The 18,496-nt window shown below is 69.6% G+C and carries 20 protein-coding genes; 4 read left to right on the top strand and 16 right to left on the bottom strand.

What is annotated here, in order from left to right:
• Position 1: 1 nt before the first annotated feature.
• From EOW65_RS10515 to hmgA, 6 genes are all read right to left on the bottom strand, one after another.
• Positions 2-1,312 carry a TRAP transporter large permease gene (locus EOW65_RS10515; protein ID WP_128149217.1) on the bottom strand — a complete coding sequence of 437 codons (1,311 nt, stop codon included), beginning with the start codon at positions 1,310-1,312 and terminating at the stop codon, positions 2-4.
• Entirely contained in the window at positions 1,313-1,828 is a 516-nt protein-coding gene (locus tag EOW65_RS10510; protein WP_128149215.1) for a TRAP transporter small permease, read from the bottom strand.
• Entirely contained in the window at positions 1,825-2,829 is a 1,005-nt protein-coding gene (locus EOW65_RS10505) for a TRAP transporter substrate-binding protein (RefSeq protein WP_128149213.1), read from the bottom strand. The genes EOW65_RS10510 and EOW65_RS10505 overlap by 4 nt, the downstream gene beginning before the upstream one ends.
• On the bottom strand, positions 2,826-3,515 hold the full coding sequence (maiA, locus tag EOW65_RS10500; protein WP_128149211.1) for a maleylacetoacetate isomerase: 690 nt from the start codon (positions 3,513-3,515) through the stop codon (positions 2,826-2,828). The genes EOW65_RS10505 and maiA overlap by 4 nt, the downstream gene beginning before the upstream one ends.
• Positions 3,516-3,517: 2 nt before the next feature.
• Positions 3,518-4,738: a fumarylacetoacetase gene (fahA, locus tag EOW65_RS10495; protein ID WP_128149209.1), complete on the bottom strand. Its 1,221-nt coding sequence runs from the start codon at positions 4,736-4,738 to the stop codon at positions 3,518-3,520.
• 266 nt (positions 4,739-5,004) lie between these two features.
• On the bottom strand, positions 5,005-6,372 hold the full coding sequence (hmgA, locus tag EOW65_RS10490; protein WP_113901183.1) for a homogentisate 1,2-dioxygenase: 1,368 nt from the start codon (positions 6,370-6,372) through the stop codon (positions 5,005-5,007).
• Positions 6,373-6,524: 152 nt separating this feature from the next.
• Between hmgA and EOW65_RS10485 the strand changes: the two genes are divergently transcribed.
• Complete coding sequence (locus EOW65_RS10485; protein ID WP_128149207.1) at positions 6,525-6,947, top strand: MarR family winged helix-turn-helix transcriptional regulator; 423 nt, start codon at positions 6,525-6,527, stop codon at positions 6,945-6,947.
• Here the strand turns inward: EOW65_RS10485 and EOW65_RS10480 are convergent.
• Both EOW65_RS10480 and EOW65_RS10475 read right to left on the bottom strand, forming a co-directional pair.
• Complete coding sequence (locus EOW65_RS10480; protein WP_128149205.1) at positions 6,944-7,429, bottom strand: MarR family winged helix-turn-helix transcriptional regulator; 486 nt, start codon at positions 7,427-7,429, stop codon at positions 6,944-6,946. The genes EOW65_RS10485 and EOW65_RS10480 overlap by 4 nt on opposite strands.
• A gap of 84 nt (positions 7,430-7,513) precedes the next feature.
• Positions 7,514-8,242, bottom strand: coding sequence for a LuxR C-terminal-related transcriptional regulator (locus tag EOW65_RS10475; protein ID WP_128149203.1), 729 nt, complete (start codon positions 8,240-8,242; stop codon positions 7,514-7,516).
• Positions 8,243-8,354: 112 nt separating this feature from the next.
• Between EOW65_RS10475 and EOW65_RS10470 the strand changes: the two genes are divergently transcribed.
• From EOW65_RS10470 to EOW65_RS10460, 3 genes are read left to right on the top strand one after another with little or no spacing between them, the layout of a single operon-like run.
• The gene (locus tag EOW65_RS10470) at positions 8,355-9,314 is read left to right on the top strand and encodes an MBL fold metallo-hydrolase (protein ID WP_128149201.1); all 960 of its coding nucleotides are present in this window, start codon (positions 8,355-8,357) and stop codon (positions 9,312-9,314) included.
• A 21-nt stretch (positions 9,315-9,335) separates the two neighbouring features.
• Positions 9,336-10,928: an FAD-dependent oxidoreductase gene (locus EOW65_RS10465; RefSeq protein ID WP_128149200.1), complete on the top strand. Its 1,593-nt coding sequence runs from the start codon at positions 9,336-9,338 to the stop codon at positions 10,926-10,928.
• Positions 10,916-11,110 (top strand): DUF2783 domain-containing protein, encoded by a 195-nt coding sequence (locus EOW65_RS10460; RefSeq protein ID WP_128149198.1) that lies wholly within the window; start codon positions 10,916-10,918, stop codon positions 11,108-11,110. Before EOW65_RS10465 ends, EOW65_RS10460 begins: the two co-directional genes overlap by 13 nt.
• Positions 11,111-11,148: 38 nt before the next feature.
• On the opposite strand, the gene EOW65_RS10455 is transcribed toward EOW65_RS10460, so the two are convergent.
• The 8 genes from EOW65_RS10455 to EOW65_RS10420 are packed head-to-tail and all read right to left on the bottom strand — an operon-like array spanning position 11,149 to position 18,489.
• A complete protein-coding gene (locus EOW65_RS10455; protein WP_128149196.1) occupies positions 11,149-11,901 on the bottom strand; it encodes a LamB/YcsF family protein in 753 nt (250 codons plus the stop codon).
• Positions 11,891-12,916 carry a 5-oxoprolinase subunit C family protein gene (locus EOW65_RS10450; protein WP_128149194.1) on the bottom strand — a complete coding sequence of 342 codons (1,026 nt, stop codon included), beginning with the start codon at positions 12,914-12,916 and terminating at the stop codon, positions 11,891-11,893. The genes EOW65_RS10455 and EOW65_RS10450 overlap by 11 nt, the downstream gene beginning before the upstream one ends.
• Complete coding sequence (locus tag EOW65_RS10445; RefSeq protein ID WP_164880061.1) at positions 12,913-13,653, bottom strand: carboxyltransferase domain-containing protein; 741 nt, start codon at positions 13,651-13,653, stop codon at positions 12,913-12,915. The genes EOW65_RS10450 and EOW65_RS10445 overlap by 4 nt, the downstream gene beginning before the upstream one ends.
• A 7-nt stretch (positions 13,654-13,660) precedes the next feature.
• Positions 13,661-14,920 (bottom strand): amidase family protein, encoded by a 1,260-nt coding sequence (locus EOW65_RS10440; RefSeq protein WP_164880060.1) that lies wholly within the window; start codon positions 14,918-14,920, stop codon positions 13,661-13,663.
• Position 14,921: 1 nt separating this feature from the next.
• Positions 14,922-15,590 carry a DUF2848 domain-containing protein gene (locus EOW65_RS10435; protein WP_128149188.1) on the bottom strand — a complete coding sequence of 223 codons (669 nt, stop codon included), beginning with the start codon at positions 15,588-15,590 and terminating at the stop codon, positions 14,922-14,924.
• 19 nt (positions 15,591-15,609) lie between these two features.
• Positions 15,610-16,893: a TRAP transporter large permease gene (locus tag EOW65_RS10430; RefSeq protein ID WP_128149186.1), complete on the bottom strand. Its 1,284-nt coding sequence runs from the start codon at positions 16,891-16,893 to the stop codon at positions 15,610-15,612.
• The gene (locus tag EOW65_RS10425) at positions 16,890-17,435 is read right to left on the bottom strand and encodes a TRAP transporter small permease subunit (RefSeq protein WP_128149184.1); all 546 of its coding nucleotides are present in this window, start codon (positions 17,433-17,435) and stop codon (positions 16,890-16,892) included. The genes EOW65_RS10430 and EOW65_RS10425 overlap by 4 nt, the downstream gene beginning before the upstream one ends.
• Before the next feature lie 16 nt (positions 17,436-17,451).
• Complete coding sequence (locus EOW65_RS10420) at positions 17,452-18,489, bottom strand: TRAP transporter substrate-binding protein (RefSeq protein WP_128149183.1); 1,038 nt, start codon at positions 18,487-18,489, stop codon at positions 17,452-17,454.
• Positions 18,490-18,496: the final 7 nt, after the last annotated feature.

The following is an 18,496-nucleotide window of genomic DNA, read 5'->3' as shown; positions in this document are numbered from 1 at the left end:
GCTAATGCGCCAGCCAGAGTGACAGGCCGGGCACGAAGATGATCAGCGCCAGCCGGAGGATGTCCGACACCCAGAACACATAGACGCCGCGGAAAATCGTGCGCAGCGGCACATCGGGCAGCACCGAGCGCAGCACGAAGACGTTCATCCCGATCGGCGGGGTGATCAGGCTGATCTCGGTCACCACGACGACGATGATCGCGAACCAGGTCACCACCGCCTCGGGGTCGTTCAGCACCGCCATGCCGAAATCGAGGTTGGAGATCACCGGATAGAACACCGGCACGGTCAGCAGGATCATCGACAGGCTCTCGAGGAAGCAGCCGAGCACCAGATAGATCGCCACGATCAGCAGCATCACCATCCAGGGCGAAAGGCCCAAGCCGTCGACCATCTCCGACAGGCTGTCGGGCAGGCCGGCGAAGGTGACGAAATTGCTGAAGATCTCGGCGCCGATGATGATCGCGAAGATCATCGCCGAGGCGGTGGCGCTGTCGAGAAACGCGGTCCAGAGCGCGCTGCGGGTCATGCCGCCGGTGGCGAAGGCGATGACCAGCGCGGCGGCGGCGCCCATGCCCGCGGCCTCGATCGGCGTGAAGAGCCCGCCATAGATGCCGACCATGATGAAGACGAACAGCGCCGTGACCGCCAGCACCGAGATCACGTCGCGCCGCGTCATCGGATGCACCTCGCCGACCTTCGGCGCCAGATCGGGCTTCAGCCGCACCGCGACCATCACGGCGAGCAGATAGCCGAGGATGCCGACCACGCCCGGGATGATGCCAGCGAGGAAAAGCTTGCCGATGTCGGCCTCGGTCAGCAGGCCGAAGAGGATCAGCACCACCGAGGGCGGAATGAGGATGCCGAGCGTGCCGCCCGCGGCGATGGCGCCGGTGGCGAGGCTGTCGGAATAGCCGAAGCGCCGCATCGAGGGCATTGCCACCTTCGACATCGTCGCCGCGGTGGCGAGCGACGAGCCGCAGACCGCCGAGAAGCCGCCGCACGACAGCACCGTCGCCATCGCGAGCCCGCCGCGCATCCGGCCGAAGATCCGGTCGGCGGCGGCGAACAGCCCCTGCGCGATGCCCGATCCTGCGAGCACGTTGCCCATGAAGATGAAGAGCGGCACCACGGACAGCGAATAGTTCAGCCCGGTCTCGTAGACCGCGTTGCCGACCATCGCGCCCGCCGGCTCCCAGCCCCGCAGGATGCCGAAGCCGATGCCGCCGACGATCGCCATCGCGAAGGCGATCGGCACGCGCAAAAAGACCATGGCCAGCAGGATGGCGAAGGCGATCAGGGAAATGGTCATTCAGTCCTCCCGGCGCAGGATCAGCACGAGCGCGGAAAAGCCGCAGCTTGCGGCCGCGATGAAGGCAAGCGGCGCCATCGGCAGCGCGAGCGAGGAGCTGCGCGTGCCCTCGTGCAGCTGCGTCAGGCCAAGCCCGGCAAGCCGCCAGCAGAAGAAGCCGAGCGCCAGCGCCGAGACGAGGCCGGCAAGCCGGCCCAGCCCGCGCTGCACCGGCCGCGGGAAGAGGTGGAGCGCAAGGTCCACCTCGACATGGCCGCCGTCGGCACTGGTCAGCGGCAGCGCCACGAAGACCAGCGCCGCCAGCAGGATCTGCGTCAGCTCATAGGCGCCGCCGAACGGGTGGTTGAAGAGATACCGCCCCACCACGTCGATGCAGGTCACCGCGATCATCAGCGCGATCAGCACCGCGGCGACCACCGCCAGCGCCCGATACCAGGCCGTGTGCCGATGCGGCGTGCGGCCCGGGATCATGTCGTGCGGCGCGTCCTCCGCGCCGCCCTGGGCCTGACCGCTCATTCCAGCGTCACCCCGGTCATCTTGCGGAACTCGGCGAGGGCGGCCTTGCCGTCATAGCCGTCGCCCAGCGTCGCCGCCCAGCTGTTCTCCAGCTTGTCGGCCTCGGTCTTCATCGCGGCCAGCACCTCGGGCGAGGCCTCGTAGAAGTCGACCTTGTCGCCGATCACCTCGCGCGCCTTGGCGTCGGCGTCGTTCCACGCCTTGCCGACGCGCTCGGCGAAGGCCTCGCCCGAGATCGCGTCGATCGCGGCGCGGTCCTCGGGCGAGATCTTCTCCCATTTCGCCTCGTTCACCACGAAGAACCAGGTGGTGTTGTAGATGCCGCCGGGCACGGTCATCGAATACTTGATGTAGTCGGTGAGGTTGAAGGCGGTCATCGATTCATAGGTGAAGGCCACCCCGTCGATCACCCCGCGCGACAGCTTCTCATAGACCTCGGTCGAGGACATGAAGAGCGGCGTCGCACCAAGCGCCGAGACCAGATCGCCGACATAGCCGCCCGGCACGCGCAGCTTCAGCCCGGCGAAATCGGCCGGCGTCTCGATCTTGCGCTTGTTGTTGTGCAGCAGACCCGGGCCGTGCATGAAGAGGCCGAGGAGATGGGTGCCCTTGTGCTCCTCGGCCGCGTTCAGCTCGCCGCCATAGATCTTCCAATAGGCCTTGGAATTCGCGATCGCGTCATCGCCGAGGAAGCTGAACTGGCCCAGACGGGCGCGGTTGAAGCGGTTGTCCTCGGTGAAGGAATGCAGACCATAGGTGATGTCCGCCACGCCGTCGCGGGCCATGTCGAAATGCGCCGGCGGGCTGCCGAGCGGCTTGCCCATGATCCGCACGGTGACGCGGCCGTCGGTGACCTTCTCGACCTCGGCCGCCCAGGGCTTGAAGGCGTTGACCACGACCGGGTGCTTGGGCGGCAGCCAGGACGACATGATCAGTTCCTCGGCCAGCGCCGGGGCCGAGGTGAGCAGCAGCGCCGCAAGCGCCAGTTTCAGCGATTTCATCGGGTCTCTCCCTGAATGGCCTTCGCCTCCCGCGAAGGGTCGAATTGATCGGGGTGCGCGGCCGCGAAGGCGGGCAGCGCGGCGCAGGACCGCGCCACGGCGGAAATGCGCGCGAGGTGATCGAAGCCCACCCCCCAGCGGGCCGCGTTGTAAAGCTGGGGGATCAGCGTGCAGTCGGCCATGCCCGGGGTGCCGCCGTGGCAGAACTGCCCGGTGAAGCCCGGATGGTCGAGCATCCTCTCGAAGGCGGCAAGCCCCGCCTCGATGTTGTCGCGGTTCCAGCTTGCCCGCGCCTCGGGGCCGGCCAGCCGCTCGACCCGGGCCAGAACGCCGAGGTTCGAGACCGGATGCACCTCGCAGGCAAGCGCGAGGGCCAGGGCGCGGACATGGGCGCGCGCCTCCTCGCCCTCGGGCAGGAGCGGCGCGGCGGGGCGGGTCTCCTCGAGATATTCGAGGATCGCGAGCGATTGCGTCAGCACATGACCATCGATCGCCAGCGCCGGCACCAGCCCCTGCGGATTGATCCGCAGATGGGCGGGGGCGCGCTGTGCGCCCGCCACCAGATCGACCGGCACCCGGGCGAAGGGCACGCCCTTCAGCCCGAGCGCGATCCGCACCCGGTACGAGGCCGAGGACCGCCAGTAGTCGTAGAGAACGACATCGGTGACCGGGACCTGCACCGTCATCGTCAGGCCTTCGCGGGCGTGATCCGCCCGGTGCAGGGGCCGAAGCCGATGCGATAGCCCTCGCCCTCGGCAAAGGCGTAAAGGCCGATCTCGTCGCCATCCTCGATGAAGGTGCGGCTCTCGCCGTTCACCGTCACCGGCAGCTTGCCGGCCTGGGTCATCTCGAGCAGCGCGCCGGTCTGGTCGGGCGTCGGCCCCGAAATCGTGCCCGAGCCGAGCAGATCGCCCACCCGCATCGGGCAGCCCGATTCGGTGTGATGGGCGAGCTGCTGCGCGCTCGAATAATACATCACGTTGTAATTCGTCCGCCCCATCGGCGCGCCGTTCATCGTCCAACCGATGGTCAGATCGAAGAAGCCGGGCTTGTCCTCCTGCAGATAGGGCAGGAGCGGGTTCACCCGCTCGGCCCCGGCACAGCGGAAGGGCTCGAGCGCCGCCTGCGGCACGATCCAGGCGCCGATCGTGGTGCCGAGCGCCTTCGACTGGAACGGCCCCAGCGGCGCATATTCCCAGGCCTGGATGTCGCGCGCCGACCAGTCGTTCAGCAGCACATAGCCGAAGATCATCTCGTCAGCCTCGGCGACGCTGACGCGCTCGCCCATCTGGCTGTCGGCGCCGACGATGGCACCGAGTTCAAGCTCCAGATCCAGCCGGCGGCAGGGCGACCAGACCGGCCCCGTCTCGCCCTTCACCTGGCCCATCGGGCGGCGGATCGGGGTGCCGGTGACGACGACCGACGAGGCGCGGCCGTTATAGCCGATCGGCATGTGGGTCCACTGCGGCGGCAGCGCGTTCTCGGGGCCGCGGAACAGCACGCCGACGTTGAAGGCGTGGTTCTTCGAGGCGTAGAAATCGGTGAATTCGGTGACCTTGACCGGCAGGTGCAGGGTGGCGTCAGACATCGCCACGGTGGGCGCGGTCTCGTCGCCGCCCTCGGCCAGGATCTCGGTCAGGCGGGCGCGGATCTCGGCCCATCTGGCGCGGCCCTGCGCGATGAAGGCATTGAGCGCCGGTTCCGCGAAGGCGCCCTTCGCGTCGATCAGGCCGCGCGCCTCGCAGGCGGCGAGGTCGAGGATGCGGTCCCCGATCGCCACGCCACAGCGCGGCGCCGTGCCTGCGGTCGAAAACACCCCGTAGGGCAGGTTCTGCACCGGAAAATCGCATCCCGCTTCGTTGGCAGCCGCAATCCAGCTGCGCAACGGCTTCTCCACCGTCGGCACCATCCGTCTCCTGTCTTATGATCCCCCCGGACAGGCCCGCGGCGAAGTTGCGCAGGCCGTGTCACTGCCCCGAATCCTTACCACGACTTGTTTCATTTGCAACCGTCAAAGATGTATTTTGGCCGCAAAATGACGAAAAACTTGTGTCACATGAAACGAAATCCCGGGACGGAGCGGCGTTTCCCGTCAATGCTGCAAGGGGATGACGGAAAACGGCCGGGCAGCAATGCCGCCCGGCCGTTCGATTGATGTCTCGCGAGCTGCGCGGTTTACTTCACCCCGGGGGTGCCGTCGAACTTCTTCTCGAGGCTGTCCCAGCAATCGATGTAATCGTCCTGCATCGGCGCCTCGGTCGCGGCGAAGGCGGTCAGGTGCTGCGGGAAGCGGGTCTCGAACATGAACTGCATCGTCTCGGCCTGATAGACCGGCACCATCGGCTCGGTCGAACCATGCTCGAAGGCGGCGCGGTCGGGCCCGTGCGGCAGCATGCAGTTGTGCAGGCTCATGCCGCCCGGGACGAAGCCCTTCGGCTTGGCGTCATAGATGCCATAGATGTTGCCCATCAGCTCGGACATGATGTTCTTGTGATACCACGGCGGGCGGAAGCTGTGCTCGGCCACCATCCAGCGCTCGCGGAACAGCACGAAATCGATGTTGGCGGTGCCTTCCTGACCCGAGGGCGCGGTCAGCACGGTGAAGATCGACGGATCGGGATGGTCGAACAGGATCGAACCCACCGGGCTGTAGGTGCGCAGATCGTATTTGTAGGCGCAGTAATTGCCGTGCCAGGCGACGACGTCGAGCGGGCTGTGATCGATCCAGGTCTCGTGGAAGCTGCCGCACCACTTGATGACCACGCGCGAACGCGCCTCGCGGTCCTCGAAGGCGGCGACGGGGCATTTGAAGTCGCGCGGGTTGGCGAGGCAGTTCGCGCCGATCGGGCCGCGGCCGGGCAGGTCGAACTTCTGGCCGTAATTCTCGCACACGAAGCCGCGGGCGGGGCCGTCCAGCACCTCGACCCGATAGACGAGGCCGCGCGGCAGGATGGCGATTTCCTTGGGCTCGAGGTCGATCACGCCGAGCTCGGTGCAGAACCGCAGCCGGCCCTCCTGCGGCACCACCAGCAGCTCGCTGTCGGCCGAGAAGAAATATTCGTCCTGCATCGAGCGGGTGACGAGGTAGATGTGGCTCGCCATGCCGACCTGGGTGTTCACGTCGCCCGCGGTAGTGATCGTGCGCATGCCGGTGATCCAGGTCAGCGCCTCGCCCGCGGCCGGCATCGGCACCGGGTCCCAGCGATACTGGCCAAGGCTCGTCACCTTCGGCACCACATTCGGCGCGGTCTTCCAATAGGGCACGTCGATCTCGGCAAACCGGCCGGTGTGCTTGACCGAGGGGCGGATGCGATAGCACCAGGTGCGCTCGTTCTGGCCGCGCGGCGCGGTGAAGGCGGTGCCCGAGAGCTGTTCGGCATAGAGGCCGTAATTGCATTTCTGCGGGCTGTTCTGCCCCTGCGGCAGCGCGCCGGGCAGGGCCTCGGTCTCGAAGTCATTGCCGAAACCGGGCATGTAGCCCTCGTGCGTGCCGGTCGTGCCGGTCGCGCGGATCATGCCCGTGGGCAGCGTCTGGCTGGTCATTCCACGTCCTCCCTTCGCAGATGAAAGTCATTGCTTCTGCAACGAACATGTCGTTGTTGATGCAACGATGTCAACGGAGATTTCGCGGCCCGCGCATTTGTCGTTGTTTGTGCAACGAATTTCTGCTGATCTGGCGGCAAAAGGAGGGGCCGATGAGCTTCGATCTGGACGGGTTCCTGCCCTATCGGCTCAGCGTTGCCGCGGCGCGGGTCAGCCGGCGATTCGCCGCGCTCTACGAGGCCGAGGCGGGGCTGACGATCCCGGAATGGCGGGTGCTGGCGCATCTTGCGCGCTCGGGCTCGGTCAGCGTACGCGACATCCACGAGCGCGTCGCCCTCGACAAGTCGGTGGTCAGCCGGGCCGCCTCGCGGCTCGAGGCGGCGGGTTGGCTGCGCAAGTCGGAACACGAGACCGACCGGCGGCTGATCGTGCTGGAACTGACCCCCGAGGGCGAGGCGCTGATGGCGCGGCTTGGCGCGATCGCGGCGCGATTCCAGGCCGAGCTTTGCGCCGAACTCGGCCCCGGTGCCGAGGCCTTCGCCGCGGCGCTGACCCGGCTCGCGGGCGAGGGTTAATCCTCGATCGGGCCCGGGCGCGGGAAGGCGGTGCCGTGGCCGGTCTCGGGCTCGGTGACCCGGGCGATCGCGCGGTCCAGCGCCGCGACCCCGCGTTCGAGCGCCGCCCGGTCGCGCGCCGGCATCGCCTCGAGGATCTCGTCCGCCCGCGCGCCGACCCGATCGAAGGCGCGGCGGAAGAGGTCGCGCCCGGCCTCGGTGATCGCGTAATTGCGCAGCCGCCGGTCAGAGCCCAGCACGGTGCGGGTGATCAGCGCCTTCTCCTCGAGCCGCGAGGCCGCCCGGCTGACCTGCACCTTGTCGAGCGAGGTGCGCTGCGCGAGCTGCAGCGAATCGAGCGAGCCGGCATCCTCGAGCAGGAACAGCAGCCGCCATTCCTCGCGCGAGAGCCCGTATTCGCGGCCATAGACCGCCACCAGCTGACGCGAAAAGGCCTCGGCCACCACGGCCAGCCTGTAGGGAAAGAACGCCTCGATACGCATGACGGGCCCCGGCCACTTCCGAAAACTGTTTCAAATGCAACATTTGCCCCGGTCCGGCCGAAGAATCAACCCCCGGGTGAACGGCTAGCCCATCACCGCCGCCAGCAGATCGTGCGCCTTGGAGTGGCCGAGCTTCTGATAGGCGCGCTGACGATAGGTCAGCACGGTCGCCGGGCTGAGGCCAAGCGCCTGGCCGATCTCGCGCGCGGTCTCGCCGGTCAGGCTGCGGGCGCAGACGCCGCGCTCGCGCCCGGTGAGGGAGGGGTGGGCGGCGGCAAGGCGGCGCTCGACCTCCTCGACCAGCGGCACCTGGGGCGCGGCGTTGCGCATGAGCCCGGTGATCGCCAATTGCGCCAGCGCGCCAAGCTGCGCCATGTCGGGCGCGGCGCCGCCCGAACGGGCATAGAAGGTGACGACCGTCGTCGCCTCGGGCTTGCGCCAGCCGAAGCAGATCTTCTCGGCAAAGCGCGGCCGCTCGAAACACAGCCGGCGATAGGCGCCAAGCTCGATCGCCTCGGCCGGAATCCGGCAGGCAAAGCCGCTGCCGGGCCGTGCCGCGCGCCGCGCCGCGGCCACCGGGTCCGAGGCATGGAAGCGCCGCGCATAGGCCTCGGCCCGCTCGCGCACATCGCCAAGCCCGCTCGACGAGGCCAGCGCCTGCGGCGCGCCGTCACCCACGCGATAGGCGAAAAGCTCCTCGACCCCGGCCGCTGAATGCGCAAGCTCGAGCAGCCGCTCGGCGAACAGGGCCGGGTCGCGCGCCTCAAGCAACGCCGCCGCCCGGTCCGGGTCGATCAACCCCGCCGTCTGCATCCGATCCTCCCTTTCGGGCCTGTCCTCAGATCTGATGACAGACGGCCCGATTTCGTTTCCCTAGAAACGATCCTGAGCGTGAGAACGCAAGAAATCAAGGGGAGGGAGACCCATGACGAAACCTTTCGCATCCTCGGCCGACACCGAACTCAAGACCGATACGCTGGAAATCCTGGGGGACGGCGTCTATGCGCTGACCGCCGAGGGTGACCCGAACGTCGGCGCGATCGAAGGCGAGGATTTCCTCGTCGCGATCGAATCGCGCGCCACCCCCTCGGCCTCGCGCGACTGGCTGAAGATCCTGCGCGAGCAGACCGACAAGCCGGTGCGCTATCTGATCCTGACGCATTACCACGCGGTGCGGGTGCTCGGCGCCTCGGCCTTCGAGGCGGGCGACATCATCATGTCGAATGCCTCGCGCGATCTGGTGGCCGAACGCGGCGAAGAGGATTGGAAAAGCGAATTCGGCCGGATGCCGCGACTGGCGAAGAACGCCGAGGAGGTGCCCGGGCTGACCTGGCCGACGATCACCTTCGACACGGAATACTCGATCCCGCTTGGCGGCGACCGCGGCACGCTCGATCTGCGTTTCCTCGGCCGCGGCCATACCGGCGGCGACATCGTGGTGTGGCACGACAAGACCCGGACCCTCTTCGCGGGCGACCTCGTCGAGGCGAAGGCCGCGCTCTACACCGGCGACGCCTATCACTTCGACTGGGCGACGAAGACGCTCGACGCGGTCAAGGCGTATCGCTCCGAGAACCTGATCGGCGGGCGTGGCGCGGTGGCGCGCGGCGTCGCGGAAACCGATGCCGCGGTCGAGCAGACCCGCAAGTTCCTCAATGGCATGATCGAGAATGTCGGCCCCGTGCACCGCGCCGGCGGCACGCTGAAGGAGGCGTTCGAGGCGACCCATGCCGCGCTCGCCCCCGACTTCGGCCAATGGCCGATCTTCGAGCACTGCCTACCCTTCGACGTGCAGCGCCTGTGGGACGAGTTCGACGGCATCGAGAACCCGCGGATCTGGACCGCCGAGCGCGACCGCGAGGTCTGGGCGAAGCTGCAGGGCTGAGCGCGGACGAGGGAGGAGATCATGGCAAACGTTGCGGGAATTCCCGTCTACAAGGAGATTGGCGCCACCCCGGCGCCGGCCACCGACACCGACAGCGCGCCGGTGGTCATCGTCGGCGCCGGGCCCGTGGGCCTGGCGATGGCGCTCGACCTCGGCCGGCGCGGCCATGCGGTGACGGTGCTGAACCGGCTCGATTTCGTCGCGCATTGCTCGAAGGCGATCTGCTTCTCGAAGCGATCGCTCGACATTCTCGACCGGCTCGGCGCGGGCGATGCGGTGACCGACAAGGGCGTCGTGTGGAACATCGGCAAGGTGTTCTGGGGCGGCGACGACGCGCCGGTCTATCAGTTCGACATGCTGCCGGTGAAGGATCAAAAGCGTCCGGGCTTCGTCAACATCCAGCAATATTACGTCGAGGATTACCTGCTCGACGAAGTGTCGAAGCTGCCCAATGTGGAGATCCGCTGGGGCCATGCGGTCGAGGACGTGACCCCCGGACCCGAGGGCGTGACGCTCGATGTGACCGCGGGCGGGCAGGGCTATCGGCTTCATGCGGGCTGGCTGATCGCCTGCGACGGCTCGCGCTCGACCGTGCGCGAGAAGATGGGCCTCGATTTCGAGGGCCGGGTGTTCGAGGACAACTTCCTCATTGCCGACATCCGGATGACGCACGAGATGCCGCCCGAACGCTGGTTCTGGTTCGACCCGCCGTTCAACCCCGGCCGCTCGGCGCTGATGCACCGCCAGCCCGATGACGTCTGGCGGCTGGATTTCCAGCTCGGCTGGAACATCGACCGCGAGGCGGCGATCCGCCCGGAGAACGTCGAGCCCTTCGTGCGCGCCATGCTGGGCGAGGGTGTCGCCTTCGAACGCGAATGGTATTCGGTCTATACCTTCCAGTGCCGGCGCATGGCGCGCTTCGTGCATGGGCGGGTGATCTTCGCCGGCGATTCCGCGCATCTGGTCTCGCCCTTCGGCGCGCGCGGCTGCAACGGCGGCTTTGCCGATATCGACAACCTCGGCTGGAAGCTTGACCTCGTGCTGCGCGGCGCGGCCGATGCGGCGCTGATCGAGACCTATAACGACGAGGCGATCGCCACGGCGGACGAGAACATCCTGAACTCGACCCGCTCGACCGATTTCCTGACGCCGAAATCGACGGCCAGCCGGGCGCTGCGCGACGCGGTGCTCGAACTGGCGGGCGAGCATGCCTTCGCGCGGCCCTTCGTGAACTCGGGGCGGCTCTCGACCGCGGTCAGCTATCCCACCTCGCTGCTCTCGACCCCCGATGCCGAGACCTGGGCGGGCGGTGTGCCACCGGGCAGCCCGGTGCTAGATGCACCGCTGGAAGACGGCTGGCTGCTCGATGCGCTTGGCGACGATTTCGTGCTGATCTCCCACGGCTGGGACGGCACGGCGCCCGAGGGGCTCATGCGGCTCGAGGTCTCGGGCCTTGCGGCCGAGCGGCTCGCGCTGCCCGAAGGCGGCGCCACGCTGGTGCGTCCCGATCAATATGTGGCGGCGCGCTGGCAGCACCCCACGACCGAGGCCATCGCCGCCGCGCTGTCGCGCGCCCGCGGCGCCCTGCTGAAAGGTGACGCATGTCTGCACTGACCCTGACGCCCAATCTGAGCGGGCACGACGACCTCTATCAATCCCTCGTCGCGCTGCACGAGGGTCTGAGCGAGGAGGACAGCCTGAAGGTCTGGGCCAAGCTCGCGCTGCTGCTGGCCAATCACATCGGCGACCGCCGGGTGATCGAGGCGGCGATCGCCGCCGCCCGCCCCGCCGCGTGACCCCGCGCCCTCCGGCCGCTGCGCCGGGGGGCGTTTTCTCAGAACCGGGTGACGGTGATCCCCGCCGTCTCGAGATGGGCGCGCAGCGTGGCCGCCATCGTCACCGCCGCCGGGCTGTCGCCATGCACGCAGATCGTGTCGATGCGGGCCGGCAGCTGGCGGCCGCTGGCGGTGATAATCGCGCGGGCGCGGATCATCTCTTCCATGCGCCGGCCGACCTCGGCCGGATCGTGCAGCACCGCGCCCGGGCGGCTGCGGTCGAGAAGCGTGCCGTCGTCATTATAGGCGCGGTCGGCAAAGATCTCGCCGACCCAGGTCGCGCCGATCTCGCGCGCCACCGCCTCCATCGCGGTCGCGGCCTGCGCGACCAGGATGATCCCGGGATCGAGCGCCACCGCCGCGCCATAGCAGGCGCGCGCGATCGCCGCATCCTCGGCCGCCATGTTGGAGAGCGCCCCGTGCAGCTTGAGATGCCGCACCCGGGTGCCGGCAAGCCGCGCCATGCCCTGCGCCGCGCCGAGCTGATAGGCGACAAGGTTCGCCAGCTCCTCGGCAGACAGTTTCAGTCGCCGCCGGCCAAAGCCCTGCAGATCGGCAAAGCCCGGATGCGCGCCGATGCCCACATCCTGCGCCGCCGCCGCCCGCATCACCCCGGCCATCACATTCGCGTCGCCCGCATGCATGCCGCAGGCGATATTGGCCGAGGTCACCACGCCCAGAAGCGCCGCGTCGTCGCCCATCCGCCAGGGGCCGAAGCCCTCGCCCATGTCCGCATTCAGGTCAACGCGCATCGTCTTGCTCCAGGTCGTCGCCGCGGGTCACCCCGCCGATCAGCTGATAGGACAGAAGGTCCGGGATCAATGCCGGGTCCCGCACGAGGCTGCTACAGCGCGCCGCCGCCTCGCGCAACAACACCGTCTCGTCGCGGCAGGCGCGGGCGGCCTCCTCGGCCCCCACGCGGCGAAAGCGCAAGACCGTGCCCGGGGCCGCCTGCGCGATCAGCGGCAGGTCCTCGGCCACCACCGTGCCAAGGCGCGGGTAGCCGCCGACGGTCTGGCATTCGGCGAGCAGCACATAGGGCACGCCGTCGCCGGTGCTTTGCACGTCGCCCGGCCCGATCAGGTCCGAGGCCAGCCCCGCCGCCTCGGCCGAGACAAAGCGCGCCCCGGCACTCAGCTGCACGCCCTGCCGGTTGCCGCGGGTGCCGCGGCGAAAGGCGGTGGTGCAGAAGGCGTCGAGGGTTTCGGCGTCGAACAGCCCGGTCTGCGGCCCGTCCATCAGCCGCGCGGTGCCGCCCTGAAAGCGGTTCGCCACGGCGATGACGCGGGCCTCGGTCTCGGGCGCGGGATCGGGGGTCACGGCGAGCACCGCGCCCGCGGTCAGCGGCGCACCGATGCCGATCGCCAGATGCGCGGCGCGGCTGCCCAGCCAGTCGGGCGTCGCCAGCCCGCCCGCCGGCACCAGATAGCCATAGACCCCGGCCTCGGCCCCGGCGATGCGCAGCCGTGCGCCCGGCTCGATCCGGTGCGTGGCGTTCCAGCGCAGCGGCACACCGTCCAGCGTCGCCGCCATCGGCGCGCCGGTCAGCGCGACGCGCATCGGCGCATCGCCCGAGAAGACCCCGCCGGCGCCGGCCATCTCGAGCCCGGCAAGCGGTGCACGCGCGCCCAGAAGCGCCGCCGCCTCGATCAGCGCCAGCCGGTCGGCCGCGCCGCCGCGCGACAGGCCCTGCGCCAGATGGCCGGGCCGGCCCATGTCCTGCACGGTCACGATGCCGTCGACGCGGTGAAGGGTGAGCGTGCTCATGCCAGAACCTCCAGCCGGGCCCCGCCAAGGCCCTGCGGATCGCCCGCAAGTGCCGCGATCTGATCGGCAGGCGCAGCGGCAAAACGGATCGCATCGCCCGCGCGCAGCGGCATCGGTTCGGCCCGCTCGGGGCGGAACGGGCGGAAGGCCACCTGCGCCACCTGCCGCCAGCCGGTCGCCGAGGTGGCACCGAAGAGCACCAGCTGCCGCACCGCGACGACCAGCGCGCCCGCCGGCGCGCTGGGCGTCAGCTCGGGCAGGCGCGGCAGGTTCCAGGCCTCGGGCAGCAGGCCGATATAGGGCTGGCCGGGGGCGAAGCCGATGGTCAGCACCCGCAGCTCGGCCGCGCAGATCTCGGCCGCGGCGGCCGCTTCGCTCTGGCCAAGGCGCGCCGCCACCGCGGCCAGATCCGGCCCCTCGGCACCGCCGAAGGCCGCCGGGATCGTCCAGCGCCGGGTGGGGGCGGGGAGCGCCGGGCGGGTCGCGGCGATGGCGCGGGCGCGCGCCAGAAGCCCCGGCCCGACCGCCGCCACCGCCGCCGGGTCAAGCCGCAGCAGCACCGAGACGAGCCCCGGCACCAGCTCGCGCAGCCCCTCGGGCGGGGCCGCGGCGATCTCGGCCGCCAGCACCTGCACCGCCGCCATCGCCGCGGGCTCGGGCCGGCGGGCAAAGCGCAGCTCGATCCCGTCGGGGCCGGCGGGCAGCAACTCGGGCGAGAGGGGCGCGTCCTCGGTCATCGCCGCCTCACGCGATTGCGCGCGCCGCGGCCAGAAGCGCCGCATCGGCGCCCTTGCGGCCCACCAGCATCGTCATCGACCAGCGCGGTTCGGCCCCCGGCGTGGGCAGCGCCACGGCGCAACCGTCAACCAGATTGACCAGCGAGGTGTTGCGCAGCATCGCCGCGTTCAGCGCGTCGAAATCCGCCTCGACCGCGGCGATCATCGGCGGCAGCTGCATCAGCGTCGGCACGAGAAGCGCATCGAGCCCCTGCATCCGCGCCTCGAAGAGCGCCACAAGCCGCGCCCGCTCGGTCAGCGCCGCGTCGAGCGCCCCAGGGGTGAGCGTCAGCGCGAAGCGGATGCGCGACAGAACGCGCGGGTCGCCCACCGTTTCCAGGCGGTCAAGATCGGCGTGGTGGATCGCCAGCGCCTCGGCCGCGACGATGATCTTGTTCAGCCCGATGCCGGCGCCGATCTCGGCCATCTCGACCGGCACGATCTCGTGGCCAAGCGCCGCGATCCGCGCGGTCTCGGCGGCGAAAAGCGTGGCGACCTCGGGCGAGAGACCCTCGGTGAAGGCGCCGGTCGGCAGGCCGAGACGCAGCCGGCCGGGCGCGGGCGCGTCGAGCGGGGCGCCCGCCATCACCTCGGTCACCTGCCGCAGCAGGGCCTCGGTGCCGGCCATCGCGCCGGCGCTGTCGAAGGTGCCGGCCAGCGGGAAGATGCCGGTCGCGTCAATGAGATCCGCACTCGGCTTCAGCCCCCACAGCCCGTTCGCCGCCGCCGGAATCCGCAGCGAACCGCCGGTGTCGGTGCCAAGCGCCGCGTCGCATAGGCCAAGCGCCACGCTCACCGCCGCGCCCGAGGACGAGCCGCCCGGGATCACCCCGGCCGCCAGCGCGCTTTCCGGGGTGCCGTGATGCGGGTTCAGCCCGACGCCGGAATAGGCGAATTCCGACATCGAGGTGCGGCCAAACATCAGCGCGCCGGCGCGGCGCAGCCGGGCGACGACGACGGCATCCACGGCGGCCACGCTGCCGCGCTCGGCCAGCAGGCGCGAGCCCGCGCCGGTGACCTGCCCGGCCTCGTCGTAAAGGTCCTTGACCGAGATCAGCGTGCCGAAAAGCGGCATCGCCTCGCCCGCCGCGGCGCGCGCCGCAAGCGCGGCCGCCTCGGCACGGATCCGCGCCGGGGTGAATTCGGTGAAGATCGCGCGGCGGGTCGCGGCGGGCAGGGCCTCGGTGCGGGCGATCGCGTCCTCGACGCGGGTCAGGAAAGCGCTCATCTCAGGCCACCTCGGGCAGAACGATGGTTTCATATTCATGCCCGATCGCGCGGTTGCGGTCGGGGTCGCTCAGCCGCATCCGGAAGCGGCGGGCCGGCCGCACCCCGCCGATCGCGCCGAAGGTGCCGCACAGCATTGCCACCGGCCCGTCGACGCCCAGCACGTTCAGCCCCGCCCCGGCGGCAAGTTCGGCCAGCGGCCGGATCGAGGCGAGCGTGCCGGCCTGATAGGCGACCCAGCTGCCGTTCTCGCAGATCCAGCTTTCGCAGACCAGCCGGTCGAGACGGTCCTCGACCTCCTCCCAGGGCCAGAGCGCGGCGGCGCAGGGCTTGGCGCAGACCTGCTTCGACAGCGCCACCGAATGCGCCTCGAGCGCGCGGTCGGTGTGGTCGGAGCCAAGGCCGAGGAAACGGCGCGCGCCATGCTGCACCACCATCGGCTCGACCTCGCCCGAGGAGCCCGTGCCCACCACCTCGATCCGCGGCGCGGTGGTCAGCGTGGCGGCGGCAACGCGGTAGTAAAGCGGCGTTGCCGAGGGTGGCGCGACGCCAAGCGCCGCAAGCTCGTCGATGTGATGGGCGATGGCCTTCTGGTCGCGTCCGGTCCAGCCGGCAACGACGAGATGAGAGAAATCGAGGTCGATCGGCGACTCGCCGTTGAGGAAACGCATGGGGTGTCCTTTCAGGAAATCAGAGGTGGGAGGGCAGCCAGAGCGCAAGCGACGGCAGCGCGATCAGCGCCGCGATCATGCACAGCATCACCAGCACGTAGGGGATCGCGCCGAGGATCACCTCGTTCATCGTGCCGCTGCGCCGCGTGCTTTGCACCACGAAGAGGTTCAGCCCGACCGGCGGGGTAATCAGCGCCATCTCGATCAGCACGATCATCAGCACCCCGAACCAGACCTTGTCATAGCCAAGCCCGGCGATGATCGGCACCACGATCGGGATCGTCGCCACCATCAGCGACAGCGTCTCGATGAAGAAGCCGAGCACGAGATAGAGCGCCACCACCAGCAGCAGCGTGCCGAAGGGCGAGAGCCCCGAGTCGCGGATCAGCGCGCCAAGCTCGCGCCCGAGCCCGGCCGAGGTCATCGCGAAGTTCAGGAAATAGGCGCCGGTAATCACCAGCATGATCATCGCCGAGATCCGCACCGTGCCGATCAGCGCAGCGCCGAGGGTGCGCAGGCTCAGCCCCTCGCCCAGCCCCACCGCGATCAGCGCCGCGATGGCGACCCCGATCGCCGCCGATTCCGTGGGCGTGGCCCAGCCGGCATAGATCGAGCCGATGACCACGGTGAAGAGGATCACGATCGGCACCAGCTGCACCAGGCTCGCCAGCCGCTCGCCCCAGCTGAAGCGGCGCGACGGGCCGCCCAGATCGGGGCGCACCGCGCAGATCGCCGCGGTGACGGCGACGAAAGCGAGCGCCATCAGCACACCCGGCACCAGCCCCGCCGAAAAGAGCTGCGGGATCGAGGTCTCGGTCAGGAAGCCATAGACGATCAGGTTGATCGAGGGCGGGATCAGGATGCCGAGCGTGCCGCCCGCGGCGATCGCGCCCGAGAAGAGCTTCGGGTCATAGTTCAGCCGCTCGGCCTGCGGCATCGCCACGGTAGCGACGGTGGCGGCGGTCGCGACCGACGAGCCCGAGGTCGCCGAAAACATCGTCGCGGTGGCGATATTGGCGTGCACCAGCCCGCCCGGCAGCCAGCTCAGCCATTTGTCGAGCGCGCCATAGGTGCGCGCGGCCACCCCGCCGCGGACCAGGATCTCGCCCAGCAGGACGAAGAGCGGAATCGCGATCAGCGTCGCCGAGGCCGAGGAGGACCAGACCACCTGGCCCAGCCCGCGCAGCAGCGGGAAGGCGGAATAGAACTGCCCGACCCCGATGCCCAGCACGAAGAGCACGATCCCCACCGGGATCGACAGGGCCATCAGCCCCAGAAGCGAAACGGCAACGGTCCAGATCATGCGTCAAGCTCCGATCCGAGGCCCAGCGTCGCATCGAAGCGCGCGCGCTGGCCGGAGAGGAAATAGGCGAGCCCGATCAGCGTCAGCGCCGTCGCGCTGACGGCGAACCAGGCCCAGCCGGCAAACCAGATCCCCTGCGGGATCCACAGCGGCGTCTCGAGCGGGGTGTTCGCCCGCGAGCCGCGTGCCAGCGTCTTTTCCAGCACCGGCCAGCAATGCCAGGCGATCAGCAGCACGATGCCGTTGGTGACGATCATCGCGAAGATGTCCAGCAGCGCCCGCCCGGGCGCGGTCAGCCGCAGCCGCAGCACGTCGATGCGGACATGCGCCCGCTCGACCAGTGCACAGGCGAGGCCCCAGCTTGCGACCGCGGCCATGACATAGCCCGAGAGCTCGTCCGAGCCGCCAAGCGAGCCCGCGCCCAGCTTGCGCAGCACCACATCGACCAGGATGAACAGCACCGTGGCGATCAGCGCCGCGCCCAGGACGAGCGCGACGAGGCGGTTGGCGCGCAAAAGCGCGCCGTGCAGTTTCGCGACCATCGCGCCCGCCCCGCCGTTACTGCGCGATCGTCACGCCGGCGGCGGCGCCGACGGTGTCGTTCCAGCGCGCGACCCAGTCCTTGCCGGCGCGGCCGGCCCAGTCGGGCAGCACGACCTCGGTCAGGATCTGGCGCGCCTGCGCCATGTCGGCCGGGGTCGCCTCGACCAGCGTCATCGAGGCTGCCTTGCCCGCCGGGCACTCGCCCTTGCCGGTCAGGCAGGCGATGTCGGTCGTGAGCCCGCCCTGCGCCGCGGCCCAGGCCGGGGTCTCGAGCCCCTCGGTCACGGCCTTTTCCAGCGTCGCCTGTTCCTCGGCCGAGAGCCCGTCCCAGCGATCGGCGTTCATCGCGATCACCACCGGGTCCCAACCGCCAAGCGGCAGCGTCAGCAGGTGGTCCGAGACCTCCCACCAGCCCGCCGAATAGCCCGAACCGGCGCCGGTCACGGCACAGTCGATCACCCCGCGCTCGAGCGAGCCGGGCACTTCCGAGAAGGCGATGTTCACGCCCTCGGCGCCAAGCGCCTCGAGGAATTTCGTCGTCATCCGGCCCGAGCCGCGCACCTTCTTGCCCTTGAGACCGGCCAGCGAGGTGACGTCGCCGCGGCAGAACACCACCTGCGGCGGATAGGGCGCGATGCCCAGAAGCTGCGCGTTGAAGCGCGCGCGCATGATGTCGGCGACCATCGGGCGGGCGGCATCGACCAGTTTCTTCGCCTCGTCCGCGGTGGTGGCGAGCAACGGCACGTCGAGCCCTTCCAGCTCGGGCGCGTCGCCCACGGTGTAATCGGCGACCGTCGCGCCGATGTCGAAGACACCGTCGCCCAGCATCCGGTAGACGTCGGCGCCGGCAATGCCCATCTGGTCGAAGCTGGTCAGCTGCGCGGTGAAGGCGCCGCCGGTCATCCCGGGCAGCTTTTCGGTCCAGAACGGGGTCTCGAAGGCCTTGTAGAGCGGCAGGTTGCTCCAGCTGCCGACCACCGAGAGCTGTTCCTCGGCCATCGCGGGGGCGGCGAGCAGGGTGCCGGCCATGAATGCGGCGATCATCTTCTTCATCGGGTCT

Origin of the sequence: Paenirhodobacter ferrireducens (assembly GCF_004022265.1) — a bacterium.
Lineage (GTDB): Bacteria > Pseudomonadota > Alphaproteobacteria > Rhodobacterales > Rhodobacteraceae > Rhodobacter > Rhodobacter ferrireducens.
This window is presented reverse-complemented; position numbering and strand designations above follow the sequence as displayed.

What these genes read in the sequence shown, in the direction of transcription:
- EOW65_RS10515 (WP_128149217.1), bottom strand. Translation starts at nt 1,312, where the DNA reads ATGACCATTTCCCTGATCGCCTTCGCCATCCTGCTGGCCATGGTCTTT.
- EOW65_RS10510 (WP_128149215.1), bottom strand. Translation starts at nt 1,828, where the DNA reads ATGAGCGGTCAGGCCCAGGGCGGCGCGGAGGACGCGCCGCACGACATG.
- EOW65_RS10505 (WP_128149213.1), bottom strand. Translation starts at nt 2,829, where the DNA reads ATGAAATCGCTGAAACTGGCGCTTGCGGCGCTGCTGCTCACCTCGGCC.
- maiA (WP_128149211.1), bottom strand. Translation starts at nt 3,515, where the DNA reads ATGACGGTGCAGGTCCCGGTCACCGATGTCGTTCTCTACGACTACTGG.
- fahA (WP_128149209.1), bottom strand. Translation starts at nt 4,738, where the DNA reads ATGGTGCCGACGGTGGAGAAGCCGTTGCGCAGCTGGATTGCGGCTGCC.
- hmgA (WP_113901183.1), bottom strand. Translation starts at nt 6,372, where the DNA reads ATGACCAGCCAGACGCTGCCCACGGGCATGATCCGCGCGACCGGCACG.
- EOW65_RS10485 (WP_128149207.1), top strand. Translation starts at nt 6,525, where the DNA reads ATGAGCTTCGATCTGGACGGGTTCCTGCCCTATCGGCTCAGCGTTGCC.
- EOW65_RS10480 (WP_128149205.1), bottom strand. Translation starts at nt 7,429, where the DNA reads ATGCGTATCGAGGCGTTCTTTCCCTACAGGCTGGCCGTGGTGGCCGAG.
- EOW65_RS10475 (WP_128149203.1), bottom strand. Translation starts at nt 8,242, where the DNA reads ATGCAGACGGCGGGGTTGATCGACCCGGACCGGGCGGCGGCGTTGCTT.
- EOW65_RS10470 (WP_128149201.1), top strand. Translation starts at nt 8,355, where the DNA reads ATGACGAAACCTTTCGCATCCTCGGCCGACACCGAACTCAAGACCGAT.
- EOW65_RS10465 (WP_128149200.1), top strand. Translation starts at nt 9,336, where the DNA reads ATGGCAAACGTTGCGGGAATTCCCGTCTACAAGGAGATTGGCGCCACC.
- EOW65_RS10460 (WP_128149198.1), top strand. Translation starts at nt 10,916, where the DNA reads ATGTCTGCACTGACCCTGACGCCCAATCTGAGCGGGCACGACGACCTC.
- EOW65_RS10455 (WP_128149196.1), bottom strand. Translation starts at nt 11,901, where the DNA reads ATGCGCGTTGACCTGAATGCGGACATGGGCGAGGGCTTCGGCCCCTGG.
- EOW65_RS10450 (WP_128149194.1), bottom strand. Translation starts at nt 12,916, where the DNA reads ATGAGCACGCTCACCCTTCACCGCGTCGACGGCATCGTGACCGTGCAG.
- EOW65_RS10445 (WP_164880061.1), bottom strand. Translation starts at nt 13,653, where the DNA reads ATGACCGAGGACGCGCCCCTCTCGCCCGAGTTGCTGCCCGCCGGCCCC.
- EOW65_RS10440 (WP_164880060.1), bottom strand. Translation starts at nt 14,920, where the DNA reads ATGAGCGCTTTCCTGACCCGCGTCGAGGACGCGATCGCCCGCACCGAG.
- EOW65_RS10435 (WP_128149188.1), bottom strand. Translation starts at nt 15,590, where the DNA reads ATGCGTTTCCTCAACGGCGAGTCGCCGATCGACCTCGATTTCTCTCAT.
- EOW65_RS10430 (WP_128149186.1), bottom strand. Translation starts at nt 16,893, where the DNA reads ATGATCTGGACCGTTGCCGTTTCGCTTCTGGGGCTGATGGCCCTGTCG.
- EOW65_RS10425 (WP_128149184.1), bottom strand. Translation starts at nt 17,435, where the DNA reads ATGGTCGCGAAACTGCACGGCGCGCTTTTGCGCGCCAACCGCCTCGTC.
- EOW65_RS10420 (WP_128149183.1), bottom strand. Translation starts at nt 18,489, where the DNA reads ATGAAGAAGATGATCGCCGCATTCATGGCCGGCACCCTGCTCGCCGCC.